The organism is Achromobacter sp. ISS7, from assembly GCF_056523125.1.
The window spans coordinates 3564675-3583116 of the sequence record NZ_JAWRZD010000001.1; the positions used below are offsets into that span (position 1 = coordinate 3564675).

Sequence of the window (18442 nt, forward strand, 5' to 3'; positions counted from 1 at the left end):
GCGCTGGGGCGCTTCGGTGCAGACACCACGAGGGATGCGAGGAGACGGAAGCCGGCCGCCAGACGCGCCATATTACTCCCGGCTATATGCGGGCGACGCGAGGGCGTTGAAATCCTGTCCGGTGAGCGGTCAGGCGCCGCGCGGTCCCCTGCCGCGCGCCCAGCCACCGCGCGGGCCTTACCAGCGATAGCGCGCCGTCAGCATCAGCGTGCGCTCGGCGCCGCGATAGCACTCGCCCATGTAGCAGATCGAGTAGTAGTCGCGGTTGAACAGGTTGGTGGCGTTCAGGGCCAGCCGCCATGGACCTTTCTCGTAGTGGACGACGGCGTCGGCCAGCGTCACGCCGGGTCGGCTGGTGGTGTTGTGCTCGTCGTCCTGGCGCCGGCCGATATAGCGCAGGCCGCCGCCCACGCCCAGGCCCTCGGCCAGCGTGTAGTCCAGCCACAGCGCCGCGGTCTGCTTGGGGATGCCGATCGGGATCTTGCCCACTTCCAGCGCGTCGCCGCTGTTGCGCACGGTGATGTCGAGCCAGGTGTAGGAGGCCGCCACGTTCAGGCCGCGCGCCAGCTCGCCCTTGGCCTCGAACTCGATGCCGCGCGCGCGCTGCTTGCCGATCTGGCGCTGCTCGTTGGTGATGGGGTTGTAGCTGACGATGTTGGTCTTGTTCAGGTCGAACACGGCCAGCGTATACAGGCTGCGCGAGCCCACCGGCTGGTATTTGACGCCGACTTCCACCTGCTTGCCGCGGCTGGGCTTGAAGGGATTGCCGTCGCCATCCACGCCGCTGCTGGGCAGGAACGATTCCGAGTAGCTGACATACGGCGCCACGCCATTGTCGGCCACGTAGGTCAATCCGGCGCGGCCGCTGAAGGCGTTGTCGCGGACCCGCGTGTAGGTGCCGTTGAGACGGTCGTCGGTGGTGGAGGTGACGCGGTCCTGGCGTCCGCCCAGGGTCACGATCCAATGGTCGTCCAGCTTGATCTGGTCCTGCAGGTAGAGGCCGGCCTGGCGGATCGTCTGGCGATAGTTGGCGAGCGGATCGGTGGGCGTGGGGATCGGCACCCCGTAGACCGGGTTCAGCAGGTCCAGGCCGGGCGCGGGGCCGATATAACGGTTGGCCTTGGCGCGCTGGTCGTTCCAGTCGACGCCGAACAGCACCGTGTGCTCGGCGCCGGCCAGCCGCAACTTGCCCTGCATCTGCGTGTCCAGCACGGACTGGCTCAGCGGATCGTCCCAGCTGCGGGCGACCCGGGTGATGGCGGTGACATCCTCGTTGACCTCGTCGGTCCAGACCACACGGCGGTCGAGCGACAGGTGGCTGTAGCGGAAGTTCTGGCGGAAGGTCCAGGCGTCGTTGAAGCGGTGCTCGAACTGGTAGCCGATCGAGGACTGCTCGCGGTTGATGCGGCTGAAACCCGGGTCGCCCATCTTGACGTCGGTGAGCTTGTAGTCCTTGGCGAAGTAGTAGGGATCCTCGCCGGATTTGTCCTTGATGTATTCGCCCAGCAGCGTCAGCGAGGTGGCCGCGCTGGGCTGCCAGCGCAGCGACGGCGCCAGGTAGAGGCGCTTGCGGTTGATCTTGTCGCCGGTGGGATATTTGTCCTGGTCGTCGCTGTCCAGCGCCACGCCCACCAGGCGGTAGCTGAGCGCGTCGCCAGCGCCGAAGGCATCGCCCAGGTCGAATGCCAGTTGCTTGCGTTCGAAGCTGCCGTACTGGACTTCGACCTCGCGGATGCGCTCGCCGTTGGGCAGCTTGCTGACGCGGTTGAGCAGGCCGCCGGCATCGCTCTGGCCGAAGGTCATCGACGACGGGCCGCGCAGCACCTCGATGCGTTCCAGGCCGTAGGGCTCGGTGGAATAGTAGGTGACGCCGGACGGGGTCTGCGCCAGGCCGTCGCGCATGGACACGTTATAGGTCGAGAAGCCGCGCAGGCTGATGTATTCCCAGCCGCGGTTGTCGGGGCCGTAGGTGTTGACGGCCACCCCCGGGGTGTACTGGATGGCGTCCATCACGTCGAGCACGCCGCGCGCCTCCATTTCCTCGCGCCCGATCACCGAGACCGACTGCGGGATCTCCAGGATCGGGGTGTCGGTCTTGGTGGCGCTGGCGCTGCGGCTGGCGGCATAGCCCGGCACCGCGCTGAAGGCGGTTTCGCCGGTGACGGTCACGGCGGGCAGCGTGGACACGCCCGCGGCTGGCGCCTCGCGCAGCACGTAGTTGCCGCCGCCCCGATGGCGCGCTTCCAGGCCGCTGCCGGCCAGCAGATGCGCCAGGCCGGCGTCCACCGTATAGGCGCCACGGATGCCGGCGGACTGGCGGCCGCGGGTCTGGTCGGCGTTGAACGACAGGGTGATGTCGGCCGCGGCGGCGTAGCGGCTCAGCACCACGTCCAGCGGACCGGCGGCGATGTCGTAGCTGCGCGCCGCTGGCGCTGACTGGGCCAGCGCTACGGGCGCCAGCGGGCCGGCGGCGCTGGCGCTCCACAGGGCGGCGGCGAACAGCGCCGGCAACAGGCGCGGCGCGGCCGGGAGGCTCGGCGGACGCGGCGCGGCCGGATGGGCGGGACGCGGGAGGGGTCGGGACACGGGGGCTTGCGGCTTGCGGGACACGATGGCTCTCATGGACGGGACACGGGACACCGCCCGGTCATCGTCCAGGCGGTTCTGTCTGGTAGGCCGGATGAGAATGAAAAAGAGCAACCCCGGGGAAGAAAAAAAATCAGCGCGGCACGACCCGAACCCAGTAGCGGGTCCGGTATCGCAGGGCCACGGGCAGCGATGCGGCCACGTTCTCGAGCGCCGCGTCGGTGTCGGCGAGGCGGAAAGCGCCCGACAGCCGCAGGTGCGCCACCGCCGGATCGCAGCTCAGGCTGCCCTGGCGATAGCGCGCCAGCTCGGCGATGAAGTCGCCCAGCGGCTGGTCGATGGCGACCAGCCTGCCCTCGACCCAGTCCGCCTGGCCCGCGATCACGGGCTCGGGCGCGGCGGCGGCGCGCGCGGTCAGCAGGCTCTGCTGGCCGGCCGCCAGCCGCAACGACGGCGCCGCCGGATCGGCGGGCCGCAGCAGCACGGCGTCCTGGAACACGGCAACGCGGGTGCCGGCGGGCTCGCGCCGCACGGCGTAGCGGGTGCCCAGCGCCCGCGCGCTGCCGTCCACGGTCCACACCTCGAATGGCCGCTGGCCGGCGGGGTCGGGCGCGGTCTGCACCAGCACTTCGCCCTGGTGCAGGCGCAGCACGCGGCGCTCGGGGCCGTAGTCGATATCGACGGCGGACGCCGTGTTCAGGTACAGGGTGCCGCCATCGGGCAGCGTGACGGTACGGCGCTCGCCGGTGGCGGTGCGCAATCCGGCGGACAGGACGCGCCAGGGCGGCGCGGCATACCAGCCGAAGGAGGCGCCGCCCCCGGCCAGCAGGGCCAGCGCCAGCAAGCGCCGGCGCTGCTGCTGGCGGGCGCCGCGCAGCGTCGGCAGCAGCAGGTCGCCGGGCACGCTGCCCAGCCGTTCCTGCAAGGCCAGCATCCGCGCCCAGGCCTGGCGATGGCGCGCGTCGGCGTCCAGCCAGCGGCGCCAGGCGGCGCGCGCCGGGTCGTCGGCGTCGGCATCGCGCAAGGCCACGTACCAGTGCGCGGCCGCTTCGAGCAGTTCGGGACCGGGCGACATCAGTCGGCGGCCAGCAACAGGCATTGCGTCAGCGCGCGCACCATGTGTTTCTTGACGGTGGTGAGGGAAACGCCCAGGCGCGCGCCGACTTGCGCGTAGGTCAACTCCTCGAACTGCGCCAGCAGGAAGATCTCGCGGGTGCGCGGGCCCAGTTGGTCCAGCATGCGGTCGATGGCCAGCACGGTTTCCAGCAGGATGGCGCGGGTCTCGGGCGAGATGGCGACCGGCTCGGGGCGCGCCGCCAGGGTTTCGAGGTAGGCGCGCTCGATGGCCTGGCGGCGGTAGGCGTCGGTGACCAGGCCGCGGGCGATGGTGGCGAGATATTCGCGCGGGCGCAGGATCGCATCGACGTTGCGGTTGGCGAGCACCCGCAGGAAGGTGTCCTGGGCCAGGTCGGCGGCGCTGTCGCCGTTGCCGAGCTTGCGGCGCAACATGCCGACCAGCCAGGAATGGTGATCGCAATACAGCGCTTCGAGGGTGGGAGCGGGAGCCTGATCGGACATGGGATGCACTTGACGCCCATGCAACCGAGCGGCCTAGGAATGAATATTATTCTCGATTCTAGCCGACCGGCCAGTCGTCGTGGCGCGGGAAAATTCGGGCCGTTGCGGCAAACCGACGCTGCTGGCGCACCAAACCGAGGCCAGCGCGGCCGGCGCGGTCCTAGCGCAGCACATTGCGCACGAAGCGCAGCGGCGTGTCGGCATCGTTGCCATAGGCATACGGCTGTGCGCTGCTGTAGATGGCGAAATCATTGGCCTGCACCTGCTGCACCTGGCCCGACAGGTCCAGCCGCAGCGTGCCCTCGATGACGTAGACCATCTCGTGCCAGCCCTCCGGGTCGGGCTCGGCCACATAGGTCTCGCCCGGCCCGAGCGTCCAGATCCACAACTGCGCCTCGCAACTGGCCGGCGCCGCGCCCAGCAGCACGGCCTGGCTGCCGGGCCGCTTGCCGCGCCAGGCTCGCGCCTCGATCCGCCGCCGCTCGCGCGCCGGATCGCTCACCAGGTCCACGAATCCCACGCCCAGCGCCTGCGCCAGCTTGTCGAGGCTGGACAGGCTGATGTTGGCCCCGCCCGCCTCCAGGCCGGCGATCATGCGGCGGCTGATGCCCGAGGCCTCGGCCAGCGCGCCCTGGCTCAGGCCGGCCAATTTGCGGTGGCGTTTGAGATTGGCCCCGACGTGCGTGAGGACATCGCTGTCGGAATTGGTAATGTGCAGTATATTGCTCAAATTAGTGACACCTGAAATCCGCCGTGAAGTCCGCCGTGAAGCCCGAATCGATGTTTGCCTTGTCGCGCCAGGAAATCGCCCTGGTGCTGGTCACCATGCTGTGGGGAAGCACCTTCCTCATTATCCATATCGCCATGCAGCATAGCGGACCGCTGTTCTTCGTGGGGGTGCGCTTCACCATCGCCGGCGCCGTGTCGATGCTGCTGTTCCGACGGCACATGGCCGGGCTGACGCGACGCGAGACGGGCGCGGGCGTGGCGATCGGCTGCGCGCTGTTCCTGGGGTACTACCTGCAGACCCATGGCCTGCGCACCATCACCAGCAGCCAGTCTGCCTTCATCACCGCGTTGTACGTGCCGATCGTGCCGCTGTTGCAATGGGCGGTGCTAAAGCGTCCGCCCGGCCTGATGAGCTGGGTCGGCGTGGCGCTGGCGTTCACGGGGCTGGTGCTGCTGGCCGGGCCTGAAGCGGGCGCGCTGCATTTCAGCCCCGGCGAGATCGCCACGCTGGCCGGCGCGGTGGCGATTGCCGCCGAGATCATCCTGATCGGCCATTTCGCCAGCTCGGTGGACAGCCGCCGCGTCACGGCGGTGCAGTTGCTGACGGCAGGGCTGGTGTCGTTCGCGCTGATGCCGGTGCTGGGCGAGCCGGTGCCGGCGTTCTCATGGCTGTGGGCGGGCGGCGCCATCGGCCTGGGCCTGGCCAGCGCGGTGATTCAGCTGACCATGAACTGGGCGCAGAAGTCGGTGTCGCCGACCCGCGCCACGGTGATCTATGCCGGCGAACCGGTGTGGGGCGGCATCGTCGGCCGGCTGGCCGGTGAACGCCTGCCGGGGCTGGCGCTGGTGGGCGCGGCGTTGATCGTGGCGGGCGTCCTGGCCAGCGAAGTGAAGTTCAAGCGCCGCGCCAAGCCGGCGCTGGGCAAGACCTGAGCGGCGCCGCGCGGGCGGGCAGGCTTCAGTCGGGCTGCCGCAGGAAAGCCTGTAACGCCGGCACCGTGTTCAACACGTGCTGGCGCATCGCCGCCTCGCAGCGGTCGGGGTCGCCGGTGAGCAGCGCGTCGATCAGTTCCTGGTGCGACTCGCGCACGCGCAGCACGCGCCCCGGCTGGGCCGCCCACAGGCGCATGTAGGGCTCGACCACGGAATGCAGTTCGGAGATCTGCCGCAACAGGCGCGGCTGCTGACAGAAGCTGCAAAGGTATTCGTGGAAGTCGCGGTGAGCGCTGGTCCAGTCCAGGTAGTCGCCCGAGCCCTGCTCTAGCTGGTCCAGCATGTTGGCCAGGCGGCGGATGTGCTCGGCGCTCATGTTGCGCACGGCATTGCGCATGGCCAGCCCTTCCAGCACCGAGCGCATCTCGAAGACTTCGCGCATTTCCTGCTGGTTCAGGCCGCGCACCACGGCGCCGCGGTTGGCGCGGATCTCGACCAGGCCCTCGGAGGCGAGCCGGCGCAGCGCGCCGCGCACGGGCATGCGGCTGGTGCCGATCTCGCTGGCGATGACCTCGGGCACCAGGCGATGGCCCGGCGGGTAGTTGCCCAGCCGGATTTCGCGCTGCAGGTGCTGGTAGGCCTCTTCTTCGGCGCTGACGGCTGTCTTCTGGTACTGCAGCATCCTCGTCCCCGGGTTTTCAAAGCCGCCATGATAGATAAACGCAAAAATAACACAAATTGGATCCAGTGATCCATGGATGCAAACACCAATGGCCGGCGCGGCGGCGCTCGCGTCAAATCTGCCCCTGGCGCGCCGGCCGGGTGCGTCCGCCGGCAGAGCAAGGGGCAGCAGACCCGCCTGGCGCCATCGTCTTACCGACGCCACGCGTCGACATTACGCATTCAAGGGGAATCCATGCCTTTCCGTCTCATCCGCGCCCTGGCCGGCGTCGCCGCCCTGGCCTTCGCCGCGCAAGCCGGCGCCCAGGCCACCGACTGGCCGCAGCATCCGGTGCGCATCGTGGTGCCGTTCCAGGCCGGCTCGGCCACCGACCTGATTTCGCGCCAGCTGGGCGCGGCGCTGTCGACCGAACTGGGCCAGCCGTTCGTGGTGGAAGCCCGCCCCGGCGCCGCCGCCGCGATCGGCAGCGCCTCGGTGGCGCGCTCGGCGCCCGACGGCTACACGCTGCTGATGGGCGGCCCGGCCGCCATCGTCACCAACCGCTTCCTGCAAAAGCGCCTGGCCTATGACCCGGACGCATTCGCGCTGGTGTCGATGGTGGCCTACACGCCCAACATCCTGCTGGCCAATCCGCAGCAGCCGTTCAAGACCCTGCCCGAGATGATCGCCTACGCCCGCGCCAATCCGGGCAAGCTGACCTACGCCTCGTTCGGCACCGGCACCACCTCGCACATGGCGGGCGAAATGCTCAAGTCGGTGGCCGGCATCGACATCCTGCACGTGCCCTACAAGGGCGCCGGCGAAGCCATTCCGGCGCTGCTGAGCGGCCAGGTGTCGATGTACTTCGACACCATCATGACCGGCCTGCCGCAGGTCAAGAGCGGCGCGCTGCTGGCGCTGGGCATGTCCAATTCGCAGCGTTCGGCGCTGGCGCCGGACATTCCCACCATCGCCGAGCAGGGCTACGCCGGCTACGACATCGCGCCGTGGTACGGCCTGGTGGCGCCGGAAGGCACGCCCGCGCCGATCCTCGACAAGCTCAACCGCGCCGTCAACAAGGTGCTTGCGGATCCCGCGTTGCGCGGTAAGCTGGCCGAGGCCGGCGCCGAGCCGCGTGGCGGCAGCCGCGACGAATTCGCCGCCTTCATCAAGGCCGAGATCCCGCGCACCAAGCAGCTGATCGACCAGGCCGGCATCACTCCGCAGTAATTTCCTTCGACACCTTCCACGCCACCATGTCTTCTTCCTTCGATTGGTCTTTTCCGTACGCTTCCCGAAAAATGCCGGTGCTGGCCGCCAACGCGGTCGCGACCAGCCAGCCGCTGGCGGCGCAGGCCGGGCTGCGCATGCTGCTGGCCGGCGGCAATGCCGTGGACAGCGCCATCGCCACCGCCATCGCGCTGACCGTGGTCGAGCCCGTGATGAACGGCATCGGCGGCGACATGTTCGCGCTGGTCTGGCACGATGGAAAACTGCATGGCCTGAACTCCAGCGGCTGCTCGCCGGCGGCGTGGACGCCGGACTACTTCGCCGGCCGCGAGGCGATGCCGGCCACCGGCTGGGGCACGGTCACCGTGCCCGGCCAGGTGGCGGGCTGGAAGGCGCTGTCCGACCGCTTCGGCAAGCTGCCATTCGCGCAGTTGTTCGAGCCGGCCATCGCCTACGCCGAGCACGGCTTCGCGGTCAGCCCCACCATCGCCCGCCAATGGGCCACGCAGATGCCCAAGCTGGCGCAGGAGCCGGGCTTCGCCGAAGCCTTCCTGCCGCAGGGCCGGGCGCCGCAGGCGGGTGAATGGTGGCGTTTTCCGGACCAGGCGCGCACCTTGCGCGACATCGCAGAAAGCGGCGGCGACAGCTTCTACCGCGGCGCGCTGGCCAACAAGATCGCCGACTTCGCCGCCCGCACCGGCGGCGCGCTGACCGCGGACGACCTGGACCAGCACCGCCCCGAGTGGGTCGAACCGATCTCGCAATCGTTCCGCGGCTACCAGCTGCATGAAATCCCGCCCAGCGGCCAGGGCATCTCGGCGCTGATGGCGCTGGGCATGCTGGAACAGTTCGACCTGGAAGCGATGGGCCGCGACAGCGCCGATTACTACCACGTCAGCATCGAGGCCATGAAGCTGGCCTTCGCCGACCTGCACCAGCACGTGGCCGACCCGCGCCACATGCGCACCGACGCCCGCGCCCTGCTCGACCCGGCCTACCTGGCCGAGCGCGCGCGGCTGATCTCGATGGACCGCGCCGCGATCCCGGTGGCCGGCACGCCCGCCACCGGCGGCACGGTCTACCTGACCGCCGCCGACGCGGCCGGCACCATGGTGTCGTTCATCCAGTCCAACTACCACGGCTTCGGTTCCGGCGTGGTGGTGCCAGGCACCGGCATCAGCCTGCACAACCGCGGCCTGAACTTCGTGCTGACGCCCGGCCACGCCAACCAGGTCGGCCCGCGCAAGAAGCCGATGCACACCATCATCCCCGCTTTCATCACCCGCGGCGGCGAGCCGGTGATGTCGTTCGGCGTGATGGGCGGCTCGATGCAGGCGCAAGGCCACCTGCAGATGGTGACGCGCCTGGCGGCCTTCGGCCAGAATCCGCAGGCCATGAGCGATGCGCCGCGCTTCCGGGTGGAGAAAGGCCCGGTGGTCAACGTCGAATCGCACCTGCCCGCCGACGTGGTCGACACGCTGCGCCAGCGCGGCCACAACGTGGCGGTGGCGCCGGCCGACAGCCTGGAATTCGGCTCGGCGCAGCTGATCTGCCGGCTGCCGCACGGCGGCTACGTGGCCGCGTCCGATTCGCGCCGCGACGGCCAGGCGGTCGGCTTCTAGGAAAGACGGGCACGGCGGCCGAACACGCCGCCGGAAAGGCGCTTGATCGGTCATATGGGCGACGCGGGGCGCGGCGATACTGCCGCGCAGACTTCCCAAGGCCCTTATGAACCGCATCCTGTCCGCCGTGGCGCTCGCCGCCGCGCTCGCCCTTCCCGCCGGCGCCCAGGCGGCCCTGCCCATGGCCGTGGACGGCCAGCCCCTGCCGTCGCTGGCGCCCATGCTGGAGCGCGTCACGCCCGCGGTGGTCAACATTTCCGCCCAGGGCGAAGGCGGCCAGGCCCGCGCGCCCGGGCGCCAGAGCATCGGCTCGGGCGTGATCGTCGACGCGTCCCAGGGCAACATCCTGACCAATCACCACGTAGTGCGCGGCGCCGCCTCGATCCGCGTGTCGCTGCAGGACGGCCGCAGCTTCACCGCCACCGTGGTCGGCAGCGATCCGGACACCGACCTAGCGGTGCTGCGCATTCCGCCCGACAAGCTGCAGGCCCTGACTTTGTCCGATTCCAGCGACCTGCGCGTGGGCGACTTCGTCGTGGCCATCGGCGACCCCTACGGCCTGGGCCAGTCGGCCTCGTCCGGCATCGTGTCGGCGCTGGAGCGTTCCAGCCTGCGCGCGGCCGGCTACCAGAACTTCATCCAGACCGACGCCTCCATCAACCCCGGCAACTCGGGCGGCGCGCTGGTCAACCTGAACGGCGAGCTGGTCGGCATCAACACCATGATCTACACGCCGTCGGGCGGCAACGTCGGCATCGGCTTCGCGATTCCGTCCAACCTGGCGGGCGAGGTCATGCGCCAGCTGCTGCAGCACGGCCAGGTGCAGCGCGGCGGCCTGGGGCTGGACACTATCGACGTCACGCCGCGCAACGCGCGCCAGCTGGGCATGGCGCCGAACGCCAGCGGCGTGGTGGTGGCGCGCGTGGCGGACGGCTCGCCGGCGCAGCAGGCCGGGGTGCAGGCGCGCGACCTGATCCTGGCGCTGGATGGCAAGCCGATCGGCACCAGCGCCCAGCTGCGCAACGCCGAGGGCCTGCTGCCGGTGGGCAAGCAGGTGCGGCTGACGCTGTCGCGCGGCGGCCAGCGCTCGGACGTGACGCTGCGGATCGAACCCGAGAAGAACGAGCGGCTGCACGGCGGTTCGCTGGACGCGCGCCTGAACGGCGTGGAGTTCAGCGAGATCGGCCGCGAGCAGCGCATGAAGGGCAACGATGGCGTGGCGGTCAGCGCCACCTATCCCGAGCGCGGCGCGGTGGCCGCGCGGATGCAGCGCGGCGACATCATCATCGGCGTCAACCAGCGCCCGGTCAGCCGGCTGGCCGACCTGCGCGGCCTGCTGGGCGGCGCGGCGCCCGGACAGCCGCTGCTGCTGACGCTGGTGCGCGGGCAGGCGATGTACACCTTGCAGATCCAATAGGCGCGGCCAACGGGCAACCGGGCGCGGCGGGCCGCCCGGACGCCGATCCGGCGATAATGCTTCCCGCACCGGATACTCGCCATCGCCCCCCATGCCCTTTCCCGCCGCTTCCCTCGCCCTGTGGGGCATTTCCGCCCTGGCCATCCTCGGCATCCTGCTGCGCCCCTGGAAGCTGCCCGAATACGTCTGGGCCGGCGGCGCCGCGCTATTGCTGACGGCGACCGGACTGATCCCATGGCAGGCGGCGCTGGGCGCGGTCGGCAAGGGGCTGGACGTGTACCTGTTCCTGATCGGCATGATGGTGCTGGCCGAACTGGCGCGCCAGCAGGGGCTGTTCGACTGGCTGGCGATGGTGGCGGCGCGCCACGCGCGCGGCTCGGCGCGGCGGCTGTTCGACCTGGTGTTCCTGGTGGGCATCCTGGTCACCGTGTTCCTGTCCAATGACGCCACCGCTGTGGTGCTGACGCCGGCGGTGTACGCGGCGGCGCGGGCCGCCGGCGCGCGGCCGCTGCCGTACCTGTTCATCTGCGCCTTCATCGCCAACGCCGCCAGCTTCGTGCTGCCGATCTCCAACCCCGCCAACCTTGTGGTCTACGGCAGCCAGATGCCGCCGCTGCTGGACTGGCTGCAACGCTTCACGCTGCCATCGCTGGCGGCCATCGGCCTGACCTACCTGGCGCTGCGCTTCAGCCAGCGCGACGCGCTGCGCGAGCCGCTGCGCACCGACATCGTGCCGCAGCCGCTGGCCGCGGGCGCGCGCCTGACCGGCATCGGCATCCTGCTGACGGCCGCGGTGCTGATGCTGGCCTCGGCGCTGCACGCCGACCTGGGCCTGCCGACCTTCATCGCCGGGCTGGCCACCGCCGCCCTGATCCACCTGAAGCAGCGGCTCAGCCCGCTGCCGGTGCTGCGCCACGTGGCCTGGGGCGTGCTGCCGATGGTGGCCGGCCTGTTCGTGCTGGTCGAGGGCCTGGCGCGCAGCGGCGCCATCGACGCGCTGGCCCAGGCATTGCTGCGGCTGGCGAGCGACTCGGCCGGCGGCGCGCTGTGGGGCGCCGGCATCGTGGCGGCGCTGGCCAGCAACCTCATCAACAACCTGCCGGCGGGCTTGATCGCCGGCTCGGTCGGCCAGATCGCCGACCTGCCCGCGCAGACCGCCGGCGCCCTGCTGATCGGCGTGGACCTGGGGCCCAACCTGTCGATCACCGGTTCGCTGGCGACACTGCTGTGGCTGATCGCGGTGCGGCGCGAGGGCCAGCACGTCGGCGCGCTGCGCTTTCTCAAGCTGGGCGCCTGGGTGATGCCCCTCGCGCTGCTGGGCGCATTGCTGATGCTGGCCCTGGCCGGCGGCTGAAACGCGCGGCGCCGTCACGCGGCGCCGCGCCGTGCCGGGGCGCGCGTCCTGGGGACGGCGCGGCCCGACGCCCAACGCGGCCGGCTCAGGCCCCAGGCTGGGCCAGCAGGCGCTGGATCTCGGCCTCGGTCTCGGCATAGCGTCCCTCGCCAAAATGGCGATAGACGATGTTGCCGCCCTTGTCGATCAGATAGAACGCGGGCCAGTACTGGTTGCGGTAGGCGTCCCAGGTCTTGTACTGGTTGTCCTGCGCCACCGGATATTCGATGCCGAAACGCTTGATGGCGTCGGCCACGTTCTTGGTAGTGCGCTCGAACGGGAATTCCGGCGTGTGCACGCCGACCACGACCAGGCCCTGGTCCTTGTACTTCTGGTTCCACTGTTTCACGTACGGCAGCGTGTTGATGCAATTGATGCAGGTGTAGGTCCAGAAATCGACCAGCACCACCTTGCCGCGCAGGCTGGCGAGGGTCAGCGGCTCGCTGTTGAGCCAGGTCTGGATGCCGGTGAACTCCGGGGCGGGGGCCGGCGCGGGCGCGGCGGCGTGCGCGGCGGTGCCGAGCAGCAGGCTGGCCAGGGCCAGTTTGGCGGAAACGAGGGCCCGGCGGGCCGGCAGGCGGATGGACAGCATGGTGCGCTCCTTCAGGTTGCGTGTAAGCGGGTCACGGAAAAACGGTCAGGTCGGAACAACGGCTCAGGAAAACAGGCGGCTGATCCAGGCATAGGCCAGGACGTCGTACTGGAAATGGATGGCGATGGCCGAGGCCACCAGCAGCACCCCGAAGGCGCGCTGCAGGCGCACGGCGTGGCGGGCGATGGCGCCAACCCGGCGCGCGGCGAAGCCGCCGCCATAGGCGATGGCCAGCATCGGGATGCCCGCGCCCAGTCCGTAGACCAGCAGCAGCAGGCTGGAATGCGCCAGGTTGTCGGCGCGGGCGGCCAGGATCAGGATGGAAGCCAGCACCGGGCCGGCGCAGGGGGTCCAGACGGCGCCCAGCGACATGCCCAGCAGGAAACCGCCGGCATTGCTTGACCCGCCCTTGTCGCCCAGGCCGATCACGCCTTGCAGCGGACCGCTCAGGCGCGCCGCCAGCCAGTCGTAGGGCCGCGGCCAGATGCGCGCCAGGCCGAACAGGGCCAGCGCCGCCACCGACACCGAACGCACCGCCTCGTGCGCCGATTCGACCGCGCCCGACAGCAGGCTGAGCGCGATGCCCAGCCCGGAAAACGCCGCCACGAAGCCCAACACGATGAAGAGGGGCCGCAGCCGGCCGGCGCGCTCGACCGCGCTGCCCAGCAGGATCGGCAGCAGCGGCAGCACGCAGGGCGAGGCCACCGTCAGCATGCCGGCGGCCAGGGCGAGGGGGGTGTCGATGAAGGTGGTCATGGCGCGGCGGTCCGTTTGTGTCTCGATGACCGCATTGGACGCGCGCCGGGTATCCGTCCTGTGCCCGGAAAGGGGGTTTTTGCCCGGCTTTTGTATCGTGTCCGGCCCTGCATACACTACGACACACTTCGCGGCGCGGGCGGCGCTATAACCTGCCGGACACCTGTTGCCGGAGCCTGTCCATGAACACCGTCCCCCTGCCCCGCCCCCGTTCCACCCTGCGGCGCCTGCTGGCCGTGCTGGCGCTGCTGGCCGGCGGCCTGGGCGCCGAGGCCGTCCAGCCCGGCCCCTGCCAGCTGATCGTCAACAGCCAGGTGCGCCGCCGCGCCCAGCCCGGTGAGTAGAATGCGCCATGGATAATCCAGACCACATTCTGATCGTCGACGACGACCGCGAGATCCGCGAACTGGCCGGCAACTTCCTCAAGAAGAACGGCCTGAACGTCACCCTGGCCGCCGACGGCCGGCAGATGCGCGCGCTGCTCGAAACCCTGACCGTCGATCTGATCGTGCTGGACATCATGATGCCCGGCGACGACGGCCTGGTGCTGTGTCGCGAGCTGCGCGCCGGCAAGCACCGCCGCACTCCGATCCTGCTGCTGACCGCGCGCGACGAGGACATGGACCGCGTGCTGGGGCTGGAGATGGGCGCCGACGACTATCTGGTCAAGCCGTTCGTGGCGCGCGAGCTGCTGGCGCGGATCAAGGCGATCCTGCGCCGCACCCGCATGCTGCCGCCCAACTTCCAGGTCACCGAGCCGGGCCGCGCCGTGCGCTTCGGCGCCTGGACCCTGGACACCACCGCGCGCCACCTGCTGGATGCGGAAGGCACCATCGTGTCGCTCAGCGGCGCCGAATACCGGCTGCTGCGGGTGTTCCTGGACCATCCGCACCGGGTGCTGAACCGCGACCAGCTGCTGAACCTGACGCAGGGGCGCGACGCCGATTTCTTCGGCCGCTCGATCGACCTGCTGGTGAGCCGCCTGCGCCAGCGGCTGCGCGAGGATGCGCGCGAGCCGATGTACATCAAGACCGTGCGCAGCGAAGGCTATGTGTTCGCGGCGCAGGTCGACGTGTCCGAGGCGACGTAGATGGCCACGCTGGTTCCGGCCCTGCGCCGCTGGCCGCGCACCCTGGCGAGCCGGCTGTTCCTGATCTTCCTGGTGGGCCTGGTGCTGGCGCACGCGCTGTCGTTCGGCCTGCAGTTCTACGAGCGCTACCAGTCGGCCAAGAGCGTCATGCTCGACAACCTGGAGCGCGACGTGGTGGTGGCGCTGGCGATCCTGAACCGCCTGCCGGCCGATGAGCGCGCCGCCTGGCTGCCGCGGCTGAGCGCCAGCAACCGCCAGTACCTGCTGGGCCCCGGCGACTTCGACCGGCCGCTGCAGACCCCGGCCGCCGAGGCCGTGCGCGACTCGATCCAGGCGGCGCTGGGCAACGCCTACCCGCTGGTCTTCGGCACCGTCGGCGACGACCCCAAGCACATCCAGGCGCGCGCTACGCTGGCCGACGGCCAGGCCGTCACGCTCGACATCCACATGGCCGTGATGCCGCTGGCGATGTGGCTGCCGGCGGTGCTGCTGGCGCAACTGGCGCTGCTGATCCTGTGCGCCTGGCTGGCGGTGCGGCTGGCGATCCGGCCGCTGACACGCCTGGCCGGGGCCGCCGACGCGATGAGCCCCGACCGCCGCAGCCCGCGCCTGGCCGAGGACGGCCCGGCCGAGGTGGCGCAGGCCTCGGCCGCCTTCAACGCCATGCAGGACCGCATCGCCGCGCACCTGGCCGAACGCATGCAGATCCTGGGCGCCATTTCGCATGACCTGCAGACGCCGATCACGCGCATGAAGCTGCGGTCGGAATTCATGGACGATTCCGCCGACCGCGACAAGCTGGCGCACGATCTGCAGGAGGTCGAGCAACTGGTGCGCGACGGCCTGGCCTATGCGCGCAGCGCCGGCGCCGCCACCGAGCCGCCCGCGCGCATCGACCTGGACGCGTTCCTGGACAGCCTGGTGTGCGACTACACCGACATCGGCAAGCCCGTGACGCTGCAAGGACACTGCCCCGGTCCGTGGCAGACGCGGCCGCGCGCGCTGCGCCGGATCCTCGGCAACCTGATCGACAACGCGCTGAAATTCGGCGGCGCGGCCGAAGTCGAGGTTGGCGCGGCCGACGATGGCCGCGGCGTGTCGATCCGCGTGCTGGACCGCGGCCCCGGCATTCCCGAGCACGAATTGCAGGCCGTGCTGCAACCGTTCTACCGGCTCGAAGGCTCGCGCAACCGCGACAGCGGCGGCACCGGCCTGGGCCTGGCGATCGCGCGGCAACTGGCCGACGTGATCGACGGCGAACTGCGGCTGCGCAACCGCGCGGGCGGCGGCCTGGAAGCGCAAGTGCTGCTGCGGCCCGCCGCCTGAGCCTGGGCACCGGCCGGCGCATCGACGCGGCCTGCTTCCGTCTGCTACGGTTCCCCGACCCCATGAAAAACGCCCCGCGATGTCGCCATCGCGGGGCGTTGCTTCTGGCGCCGGCAGGGTCAGAGGATCGCCAGTTCCACGTCGATGTTGCCGCGGATCGCGCCCGAGTACGGGCAGGTCTGGTGCGCGGTGTCGACCAGCTGGCGCTGCTGTTCGGCCGGCAGGCCCGGCAACGCGATATTCAGCTTGACCGCCAGCGCGTAACGCGCGCCGCCGTCGGTCTTGCCCAGCGACACCTCGGCGTCGACCGACGCGTCGCGCGGCACGGCGATGCCGAGCTTGGCGCCGGCCAATTGCATCGCGCCGATGAAGCAGGCCGAGTAACCGATGCCGAACAGCTGCTCGGGATTGGTGCCGGGCCTGCCCGAACCCGGGGGGCTCAGCGGCAGCAGCAGCGCGCCGTCGTCGGTGCGGCCGGCGCCGTCGCGGCCGCCGGTGGTGTGGGTGTGGGCGGTGTACAGCACGGTTTCCAGCGAATGGGACATGATGGCTCCTGGTGTCGGAAAAAGTGGGAACCTGGATTGCACCAAGGCGCTGTATCCTGCCTGTGTCCGCCCGCCGCGGGTTTTGCGTCGTACTGTATCCGCGCCCCTTCTTCCCAAGGAATTTCCCCCCGCATGAAACGAGCGATCATCATCGGCGCCACTTCCGGCATCGGCCGCGAACTGGCCAAGCGGCTGTCGGCCGAGGGCTACGTGCTGGGCCTGGTGGGCCGCCGCGCCGAGCTGCTCGGCAGCCTGCAGGCCGAACTGCCGCGCCCCGCCCACACGCTGGCGCTGGACATCGCCCGCGACGATGGCGCGGCGCAGGCGGTGCGCGACCTGATCGCCCGCATGGAAGGCCTGGACCTGTTCGTCATCAGCGCCGGCGTGGGGTTCATCAACACCGACCTGGAGTGGGACAAGGAAGCCGACACCATCGCCGTCAACGTGCAGGGTTTCGCCGCCATGGCCCACGTCGCGCTGCGGCATTTCATCCTGCACCGCAAGGGCCACCTGGTGGGCATCTCGTCGGTCGCGGCGCTGCGCGGCAGCGGCGCGGCGCCGGCCTACAACGCTTCCAAGGCGTTCGTGTCGAACTACCTGGATGGGCTGCGGCAGAAGGTGCGGCGGCTGCAGTTGCCGATCGCGGTGACCGACGTGCGCCCGGGCTTCGTCGCCACCGCCATGGCGCAAGGCCAGGGCCTGTTCTGGGTGGCGTCGCCGGAGAAGGCCGCGCGGCAGATCGCCGCCGCCATCCGCCTGCGCAAGAAGCGCGTCTACGTGACGCGCCGCTGGGCGCTGATCGCCGCGCTGCTCAAGCTGATGCCGTAGGCCCCGCGCCGGACTCGGCCGCCAGCACCGTGAACGCCCCGGGTCCGGCACGTTCGGTCATGGCGTCGAGGATGCGCTGGATCAGTTCGGGCACTAGCGGATGCGGCGGCTGGCCCGCCAGCGTGGCCATGCCCACGCAATAGTCGATGACCGGCCGGAACGGCCGCCGCACGATGCCCATGTCCTGGCACAGCGCCGCGAACAGGCCGTTGACGATCGACACGCCGATGCCCTGCGCCGCCAGCCGGCAGGCCATCTCCACCGAGTGCACCTCGGCCTTGATCTGCGGCATCATGCGGCCCTGGCGGAAAGCCTGGTCGATCTGCTGGCGCAGCGAGCGCTGCCGCCCCAGCAGCACCAGGTCGACGCCGATGAGGTCCGCCGGGCCGATCTCGTCGAGCGCCTGCAGCGGATGCCCCGGCGGCATGATGCAGACCGCCTCGGTGGCCAGCCGCAGCAGCATCGACAGGCCCGAATTCACGGGCGGCGAACGCACCAGCGCCAGGTCGGCCTCGCGCCCCAGCACCGCGACCTCGCTGGTCTCGTAGGTGCCCACCAGCACTTCCAGCGCCACCTCGGGATGGTCCGCCAGGAAGGCGTCGGCCACGGCCGGCATGACCGATTGCGCCACCGTGCTGGGCAGCTGCACCCGGATCAGCGTGCGCCGCTGCCCGCCCAGCCGCAGCTGGTTGACGTGGCGCTGCAACGACTCGGCGTCCGAGATCATGTTCTGCACGTCCGGCAGCAGCGACTCGGCCTCGGCCGTGGGATGCAGGCGGCCCTTGCGGCGCACGAACAGCGGCACGCCCAGGTCGGTCTCGAACTGGCTCAGCAGGCGGCTGACGGCCGGCTGCGACGAGCCCAGCCGCTGCGCGGCCTCGATGGTCGAACCGGTGGTCATGAAGGCGAGGAAGGCCTCGAGCTGCTTGAAATTCATCCTGTTCCGCGGGGTCCGCAATGCCGGCCCCGCGCGGCGTATCGATGCGCGGGGCCTAGGGTTAACACCAAATTTCTCGTCATTCACATAGGCGTATGCCGGCTTGGCATACGGTTGCCAGCCAGGCGCGATGGATCGAACATTCCGCCCATCCGGATTCTCGCCATTCATGAATCCGCAATCAATACGCGATATCGCCGATATTGTCCGGCAAGGAGC

18 protein-coding genes are annotated in these 18442 nt (G+C 70.3%); 9 read left to right on the forward strand and 9 right to left on the reverse strand.

The annotated features are described in order from the left end of the window. Positions 1–177 precede the first annotated feature (177 nt). The 4 genes from AC1HFW_RS15900 to AC1HFW_RS15915 all read right to left on the reverse strand — a co-directional run bounded on the left by AC1HFW_RS15900 (position 178) and on the right by AC1HFW_RS15915 (position 4894). The gene (locus AC1HFW_RS15900; protein WP_479284319.1) at positions 178–2586 is read right to left on the reverse strand and encodes a TonB-dependent siderophore receptor; all 2409 of its coding nucleotides are present in this window, start codon (positions 2584–2586) and stop codon (positions 178–180) included. A gap of 133 nt (positions 2587–2719) precedes the next feature. Further along, the gene (locus AC1HFW_RS15905; protein ID WP_061073791.1) at positions 2720–3661 is read right to left on the reverse strand and encodes a FecR domain-containing protein; all 942 of its coding nucleotides are present in this window, start codon (positions 3659–3661) and stop codon (positions 2720–2722) included. Next, positions 3661–4164, reverse strand: a complete 504-nt coding sequence (locus AC1HFW_RS15910; protein ID WP_061073790.1) for a sigma-70 family RNA polymerase sigma factor — start codon at positions 4162–4164, stop codon at positions 3661–3663. The genes AC1HFW_RS15905 and AC1HFW_RS15910 overlap by 1 nt, the downstream gene beginning before the upstream one ends. Positions 4165–4324: 160 nt before the next feature. Next, the gene (locus AC1HFW_RS15915) at positions 4325–4894 is read right to left on the reverse strand and encodes a helix-turn-helix domain-containing protein (protein WP_479284323.1); all 570 of its coding nucleotides are present in this window, start codon (positions 4892–4894) and stop codon (positions 4325–4327) included. A gap of 50 nt (positions 4895–4944) precedes the next feature. On the opposite strand from AC1HFW_RS15915, the gene AC1HFW_RS15920 reads away from it, so the two are divergent. Next, positions 4945–5826 (forward strand): DMT family transporter, encoded by an 882-nt coding sequence (locus AC1HFW_RS15920; protein ID WP_035360767.1) that lies wholly within the window; start codon positions 4945–4947, stop codon positions 5824–5826. 25 nt (positions 5827–5851) lie between these two features. Here the strand turns inward: AC1HFW_RS15920 and AC1HFW_RS15925 are convergent, their stop codons facing one another. Next, on the reverse strand, positions 5852–6508 hold the full coding sequence (locus AC1HFW_RS15925; protein WP_061073788.1) for a GntR family transcriptional regulator: 657 nt from the start codon (positions 6506–6508) through the stop codon (positions 5852–5854). A gap of 234 nt (positions 6509–6742) precedes the next feature. On the opposite strand from AC1HFW_RS15925, the gene AC1HFW_RS15930 reads away from it, so the two are divergent. From AC1HFW_RS15930 to AC1HFW_RS15945, 4 genes are all read left to right on the forward strand, one after another. After that, the gene (locus AC1HFW_RS15930) at positions 6743–7717 is read left to right on the forward strand and encodes a Bug family tripartite tricarboxylate transporter substrate binding protein (protein WP_006390481.1); all 975 of its coding nucleotides are present in this window, start codon (positions 6743–6745) and stop codon (positions 7715–7717) included. A gap of 26 nt (positions 7718–7743) precedes the next feature. After that, on the forward strand, positions 7744–9339 hold the full coding sequence (ggt, locus tag AC1HFW_RS15935) for a gamma-glutamyltransferase (protein WP_479284326.1): 1596 nt from the start codon (positions 7744–7746) through the stop codon (positions 9337–9339). Between the two features lie 106 nt (positions 9340–9445). Further along, positions 9446–10756, forward strand: coding sequence for a trypsin-like peptidase domain-containing protein (locus AC1HFW_RS15940; protein WP_479284328.1), 1311 nt, complete (start codon positions 9446–9448; stop codon positions 10754–10756). Positions 10757–10847: 91 nt separating this feature from the next. After that, positions 10848–12110, forward strand: a complete 1263-nt coding sequence (locus tag AC1HFW_RS15945) for an arsenic transporter (RefSeq protein WP_479284329.1) — start codon at positions 10848–10850, stop codon at positions 12108–12110. 85 nt (positions 12111–12195) lie between these two features. Here AC1HFW_RS15945 and AC1HFW_RS15950 read toward each other — a convergent pair whose 3' ends face one another. Together AC1HFW_RS15950 and AC1HFW_RS15955 are read right to left on the reverse strand one after the other, a co-directional pair. Then, on the reverse strand, positions 12196–12741 hold the full coding sequence (locus AC1HFW_RS15950) for a thioredoxin family protein (protein ID WP_006390485.1): 546 nt from the start codon (positions 12739–12741) through the stop codon (positions 12196–12198). Between the two features lie 63 nt (positions 12742–12804). Further along, positions 12805–13497: a cytochrome c biogenesis CcdA family protein gene (locus AC1HFW_RS15955; protein WP_116520593.1), complete on the reverse strand. Its 693-nt coding sequence runs from the start codon at positions 13495–13497 to the stop codon at positions 12805–12807. A gap of 182 nt (positions 13498–13679) precedes the next feature. On the opposite strand from AC1HFW_RS15955, the gene AC1HFW_RS15960 reads away from it, so the two are divergent. Genes AC1HFW_RS15960 through AC1HFW_RS15970 form a run of 3 tightly spaced genes read left to right on the forward strand, consistent with a single transcriptional unit; the run spans position 13680 to position 15913 of the window. Further along, positions 13680–13841, forward strand: a complete 162-nt coding sequence (locus AC1HFW_RS15960) for a hypothetical protein (protein WP_162876216.1) — start codon at positions 13680–13682, stop codon at positions 13839–13841. An 8-nt stretch (positions 13842–13849) separates the two neighbouring features. Continuing rightward, positions 13850–14587 (forward strand): response regulator, encoded by a 738-nt coding sequence (locus AC1HFW_RS15965; protein WP_479284332.1) that lies wholly within the window; start codon positions 13850–13852, stop codon positions 14585–14587. Then, on the forward strand, positions 14588–15913 hold the full coding sequence (locus AC1HFW_RS15970) for an ATP-binding protein (protein WP_238891415.1): 1326 nt from the start codon (positions 14588–14590) through the stop codon (positions 15911–15913). 119 nt (positions 15914–16032) lie between these two features. Here the strand turns inward: AC1HFW_RS15970 and AC1HFW_RS15975 are convergent, their stop codons facing one another. Beyond that, positions 16033–16458 (reverse strand): organic hydroperoxide resistance protein, encoded by a 426-nt coding sequence (locus AC1HFW_RS15975; protein WP_061073784.1) that lies wholly within the window; start codon positions 16456–16458, stop codon positions 16033–16035. 132 nt (positions 16459–16590) lie between these two features. Here AC1HFW_RS15975 and AC1HFW_RS15980 point away from each other — a divergent pair, with 132 nt between their 5' ends. Then, positions 16591–17286 carry an SDR family NAD(P)-dependent oxidoreductase gene (locus AC1HFW_RS15980; RefSeq protein ID WP_479284335.1) on the forward strand — a complete coding sequence of 232 codons (696 nt, stop codon included), beginning with the start codon at positions 16591–16593 and terminating at the stop codon, positions 17284–17286. Here AC1HFW_RS15980 and AC1HFW_RS15985 read toward each other — a convergent pair. Next, entirely contained in the window at positions 17270–18223 is a 954-nt protein-coding gene (locus AC1HFW_RS15985) for a LysR family transcriptional regulator (RefSeq protein WP_479284337.1), read from the reverse strand. The two genes, AC1HFW_RS15980 and AC1HFW_RS15985, sit on opposite strands and share 17 nt — an antisense overlap. Positions 18224–18442 lie beyond the last annotated feature (219 nt).

Coding starts and splice junctions, on each gene's coding strand:
- AC1HFW_RS15905 (WP_061073791.1), bottom strand. CDS start 3,661: ATGTCGCCCGGTCCCGAACTGCTCGAAGCGGCCGCGCACTGGTACGTG.
- AC1HFW_RS15910 (WP_061073790.1), bottom strand. CDS start 4,164: ATGTCCGATCAGGCTCCCGCTCCCACCCTCGAAGCGCTGTATTGCGAT.
- AC1HFW_RS15920 (WP_035360767.1), top strand. CDS start 4,945: ATGTTTGCCTTGTCGCGCCAGGAAATCGCCCTGGTGCTGGTCACCATG.
- AC1HFW_RS15925 (WP_061073788.1), bottom strand. CDS start 6,508: ATGCTGCAGTACCAGAAGACAGCCGTCAGCGCCGAAGAAGAGGCCTAC.
- AC1HFW_RS15930 (WP_006390481.1), top strand. CDS start 6,743: ATGCCTTTCCGTCTCATCCGCGCCCTGGCCGGCGTCGCCGCCCTGGCC.
- ggt (WP_479284326.1), top strand. CDS start 7,744: ATGTCTTCTTCCTTCGATTGGTCTTTTCCGTACGCTTCCCGAAAAATG.
- AC1HFW_RS15940 (WP_479284328.1), top strand. CDS start 9,446: ATGAACCGCATCCTGTCCGCCGTGGCGCTCGCCGCCGCGCTCGCCCTT.
- AC1HFW_RS15945 (WP_479284329.1), top strand. CDS start 10,848: ATGCCCTTTCCCGCCGCTTCCCTCGCCCTGTGGGGCATTTCCGCCCTG.
- AC1HFW_RS15950 (WP_006390485.1), bottom strand. CDS start 12,741: ATGCTGTCCATCCGCCTGCCGGCCCGCCGGGCCCTCGTTTCCGCCAAA.
- AC1HFW_RS15955 (WP_116520593.1), bottom strand. CDS start 13,497: ATGACCACCTTCATCGACACCCCCCTCGCCCTGGCCGCCGGCATGCTG.
- AC1HFW_RS15960 (WP_162876216.1), top strand. CDS start 13,680: ATGAACACCGTCCCCCTGCCCCGCCCCCGTTCCACCCTGCGGCGCCTG.
- AC1HFW_RS15965 (WP_479284332.1), top strand. CDS start 13,850: ATGGATAATCCAGACCACATTCTGATCGTCGACGACGACCGCGAGATC.
- AC1HFW_RS15970 (WP_238891415.1), top strand. CDS start 14,588: ATGGCCACGCTGGTTCCGGCCCTGCGCCGCTGGCCGCGCACCCTGGCG.
- AC1HFW_RS15975 (WP_061073784.1), bottom strand. CDS start 16,458: ATGTCCCATTCGCTGGAAACCGTGCTGTACACCGCCCACACCCACACC.
- AC1HFW_RS15980 (WP_479284335.1), top strand. CDS start 16,591: ATGAAACGAGCGATCATCATCGGCGCCACTTCCGGCATCGGCCGCGAA.
- AC1HFW_RS15985 (WP_479284337.1), bottom strand. CDS start 18,223: ATGAATTTCAAGCAGCTCGAGGCCTTCCTCGCCTTCATGACCACCGGT.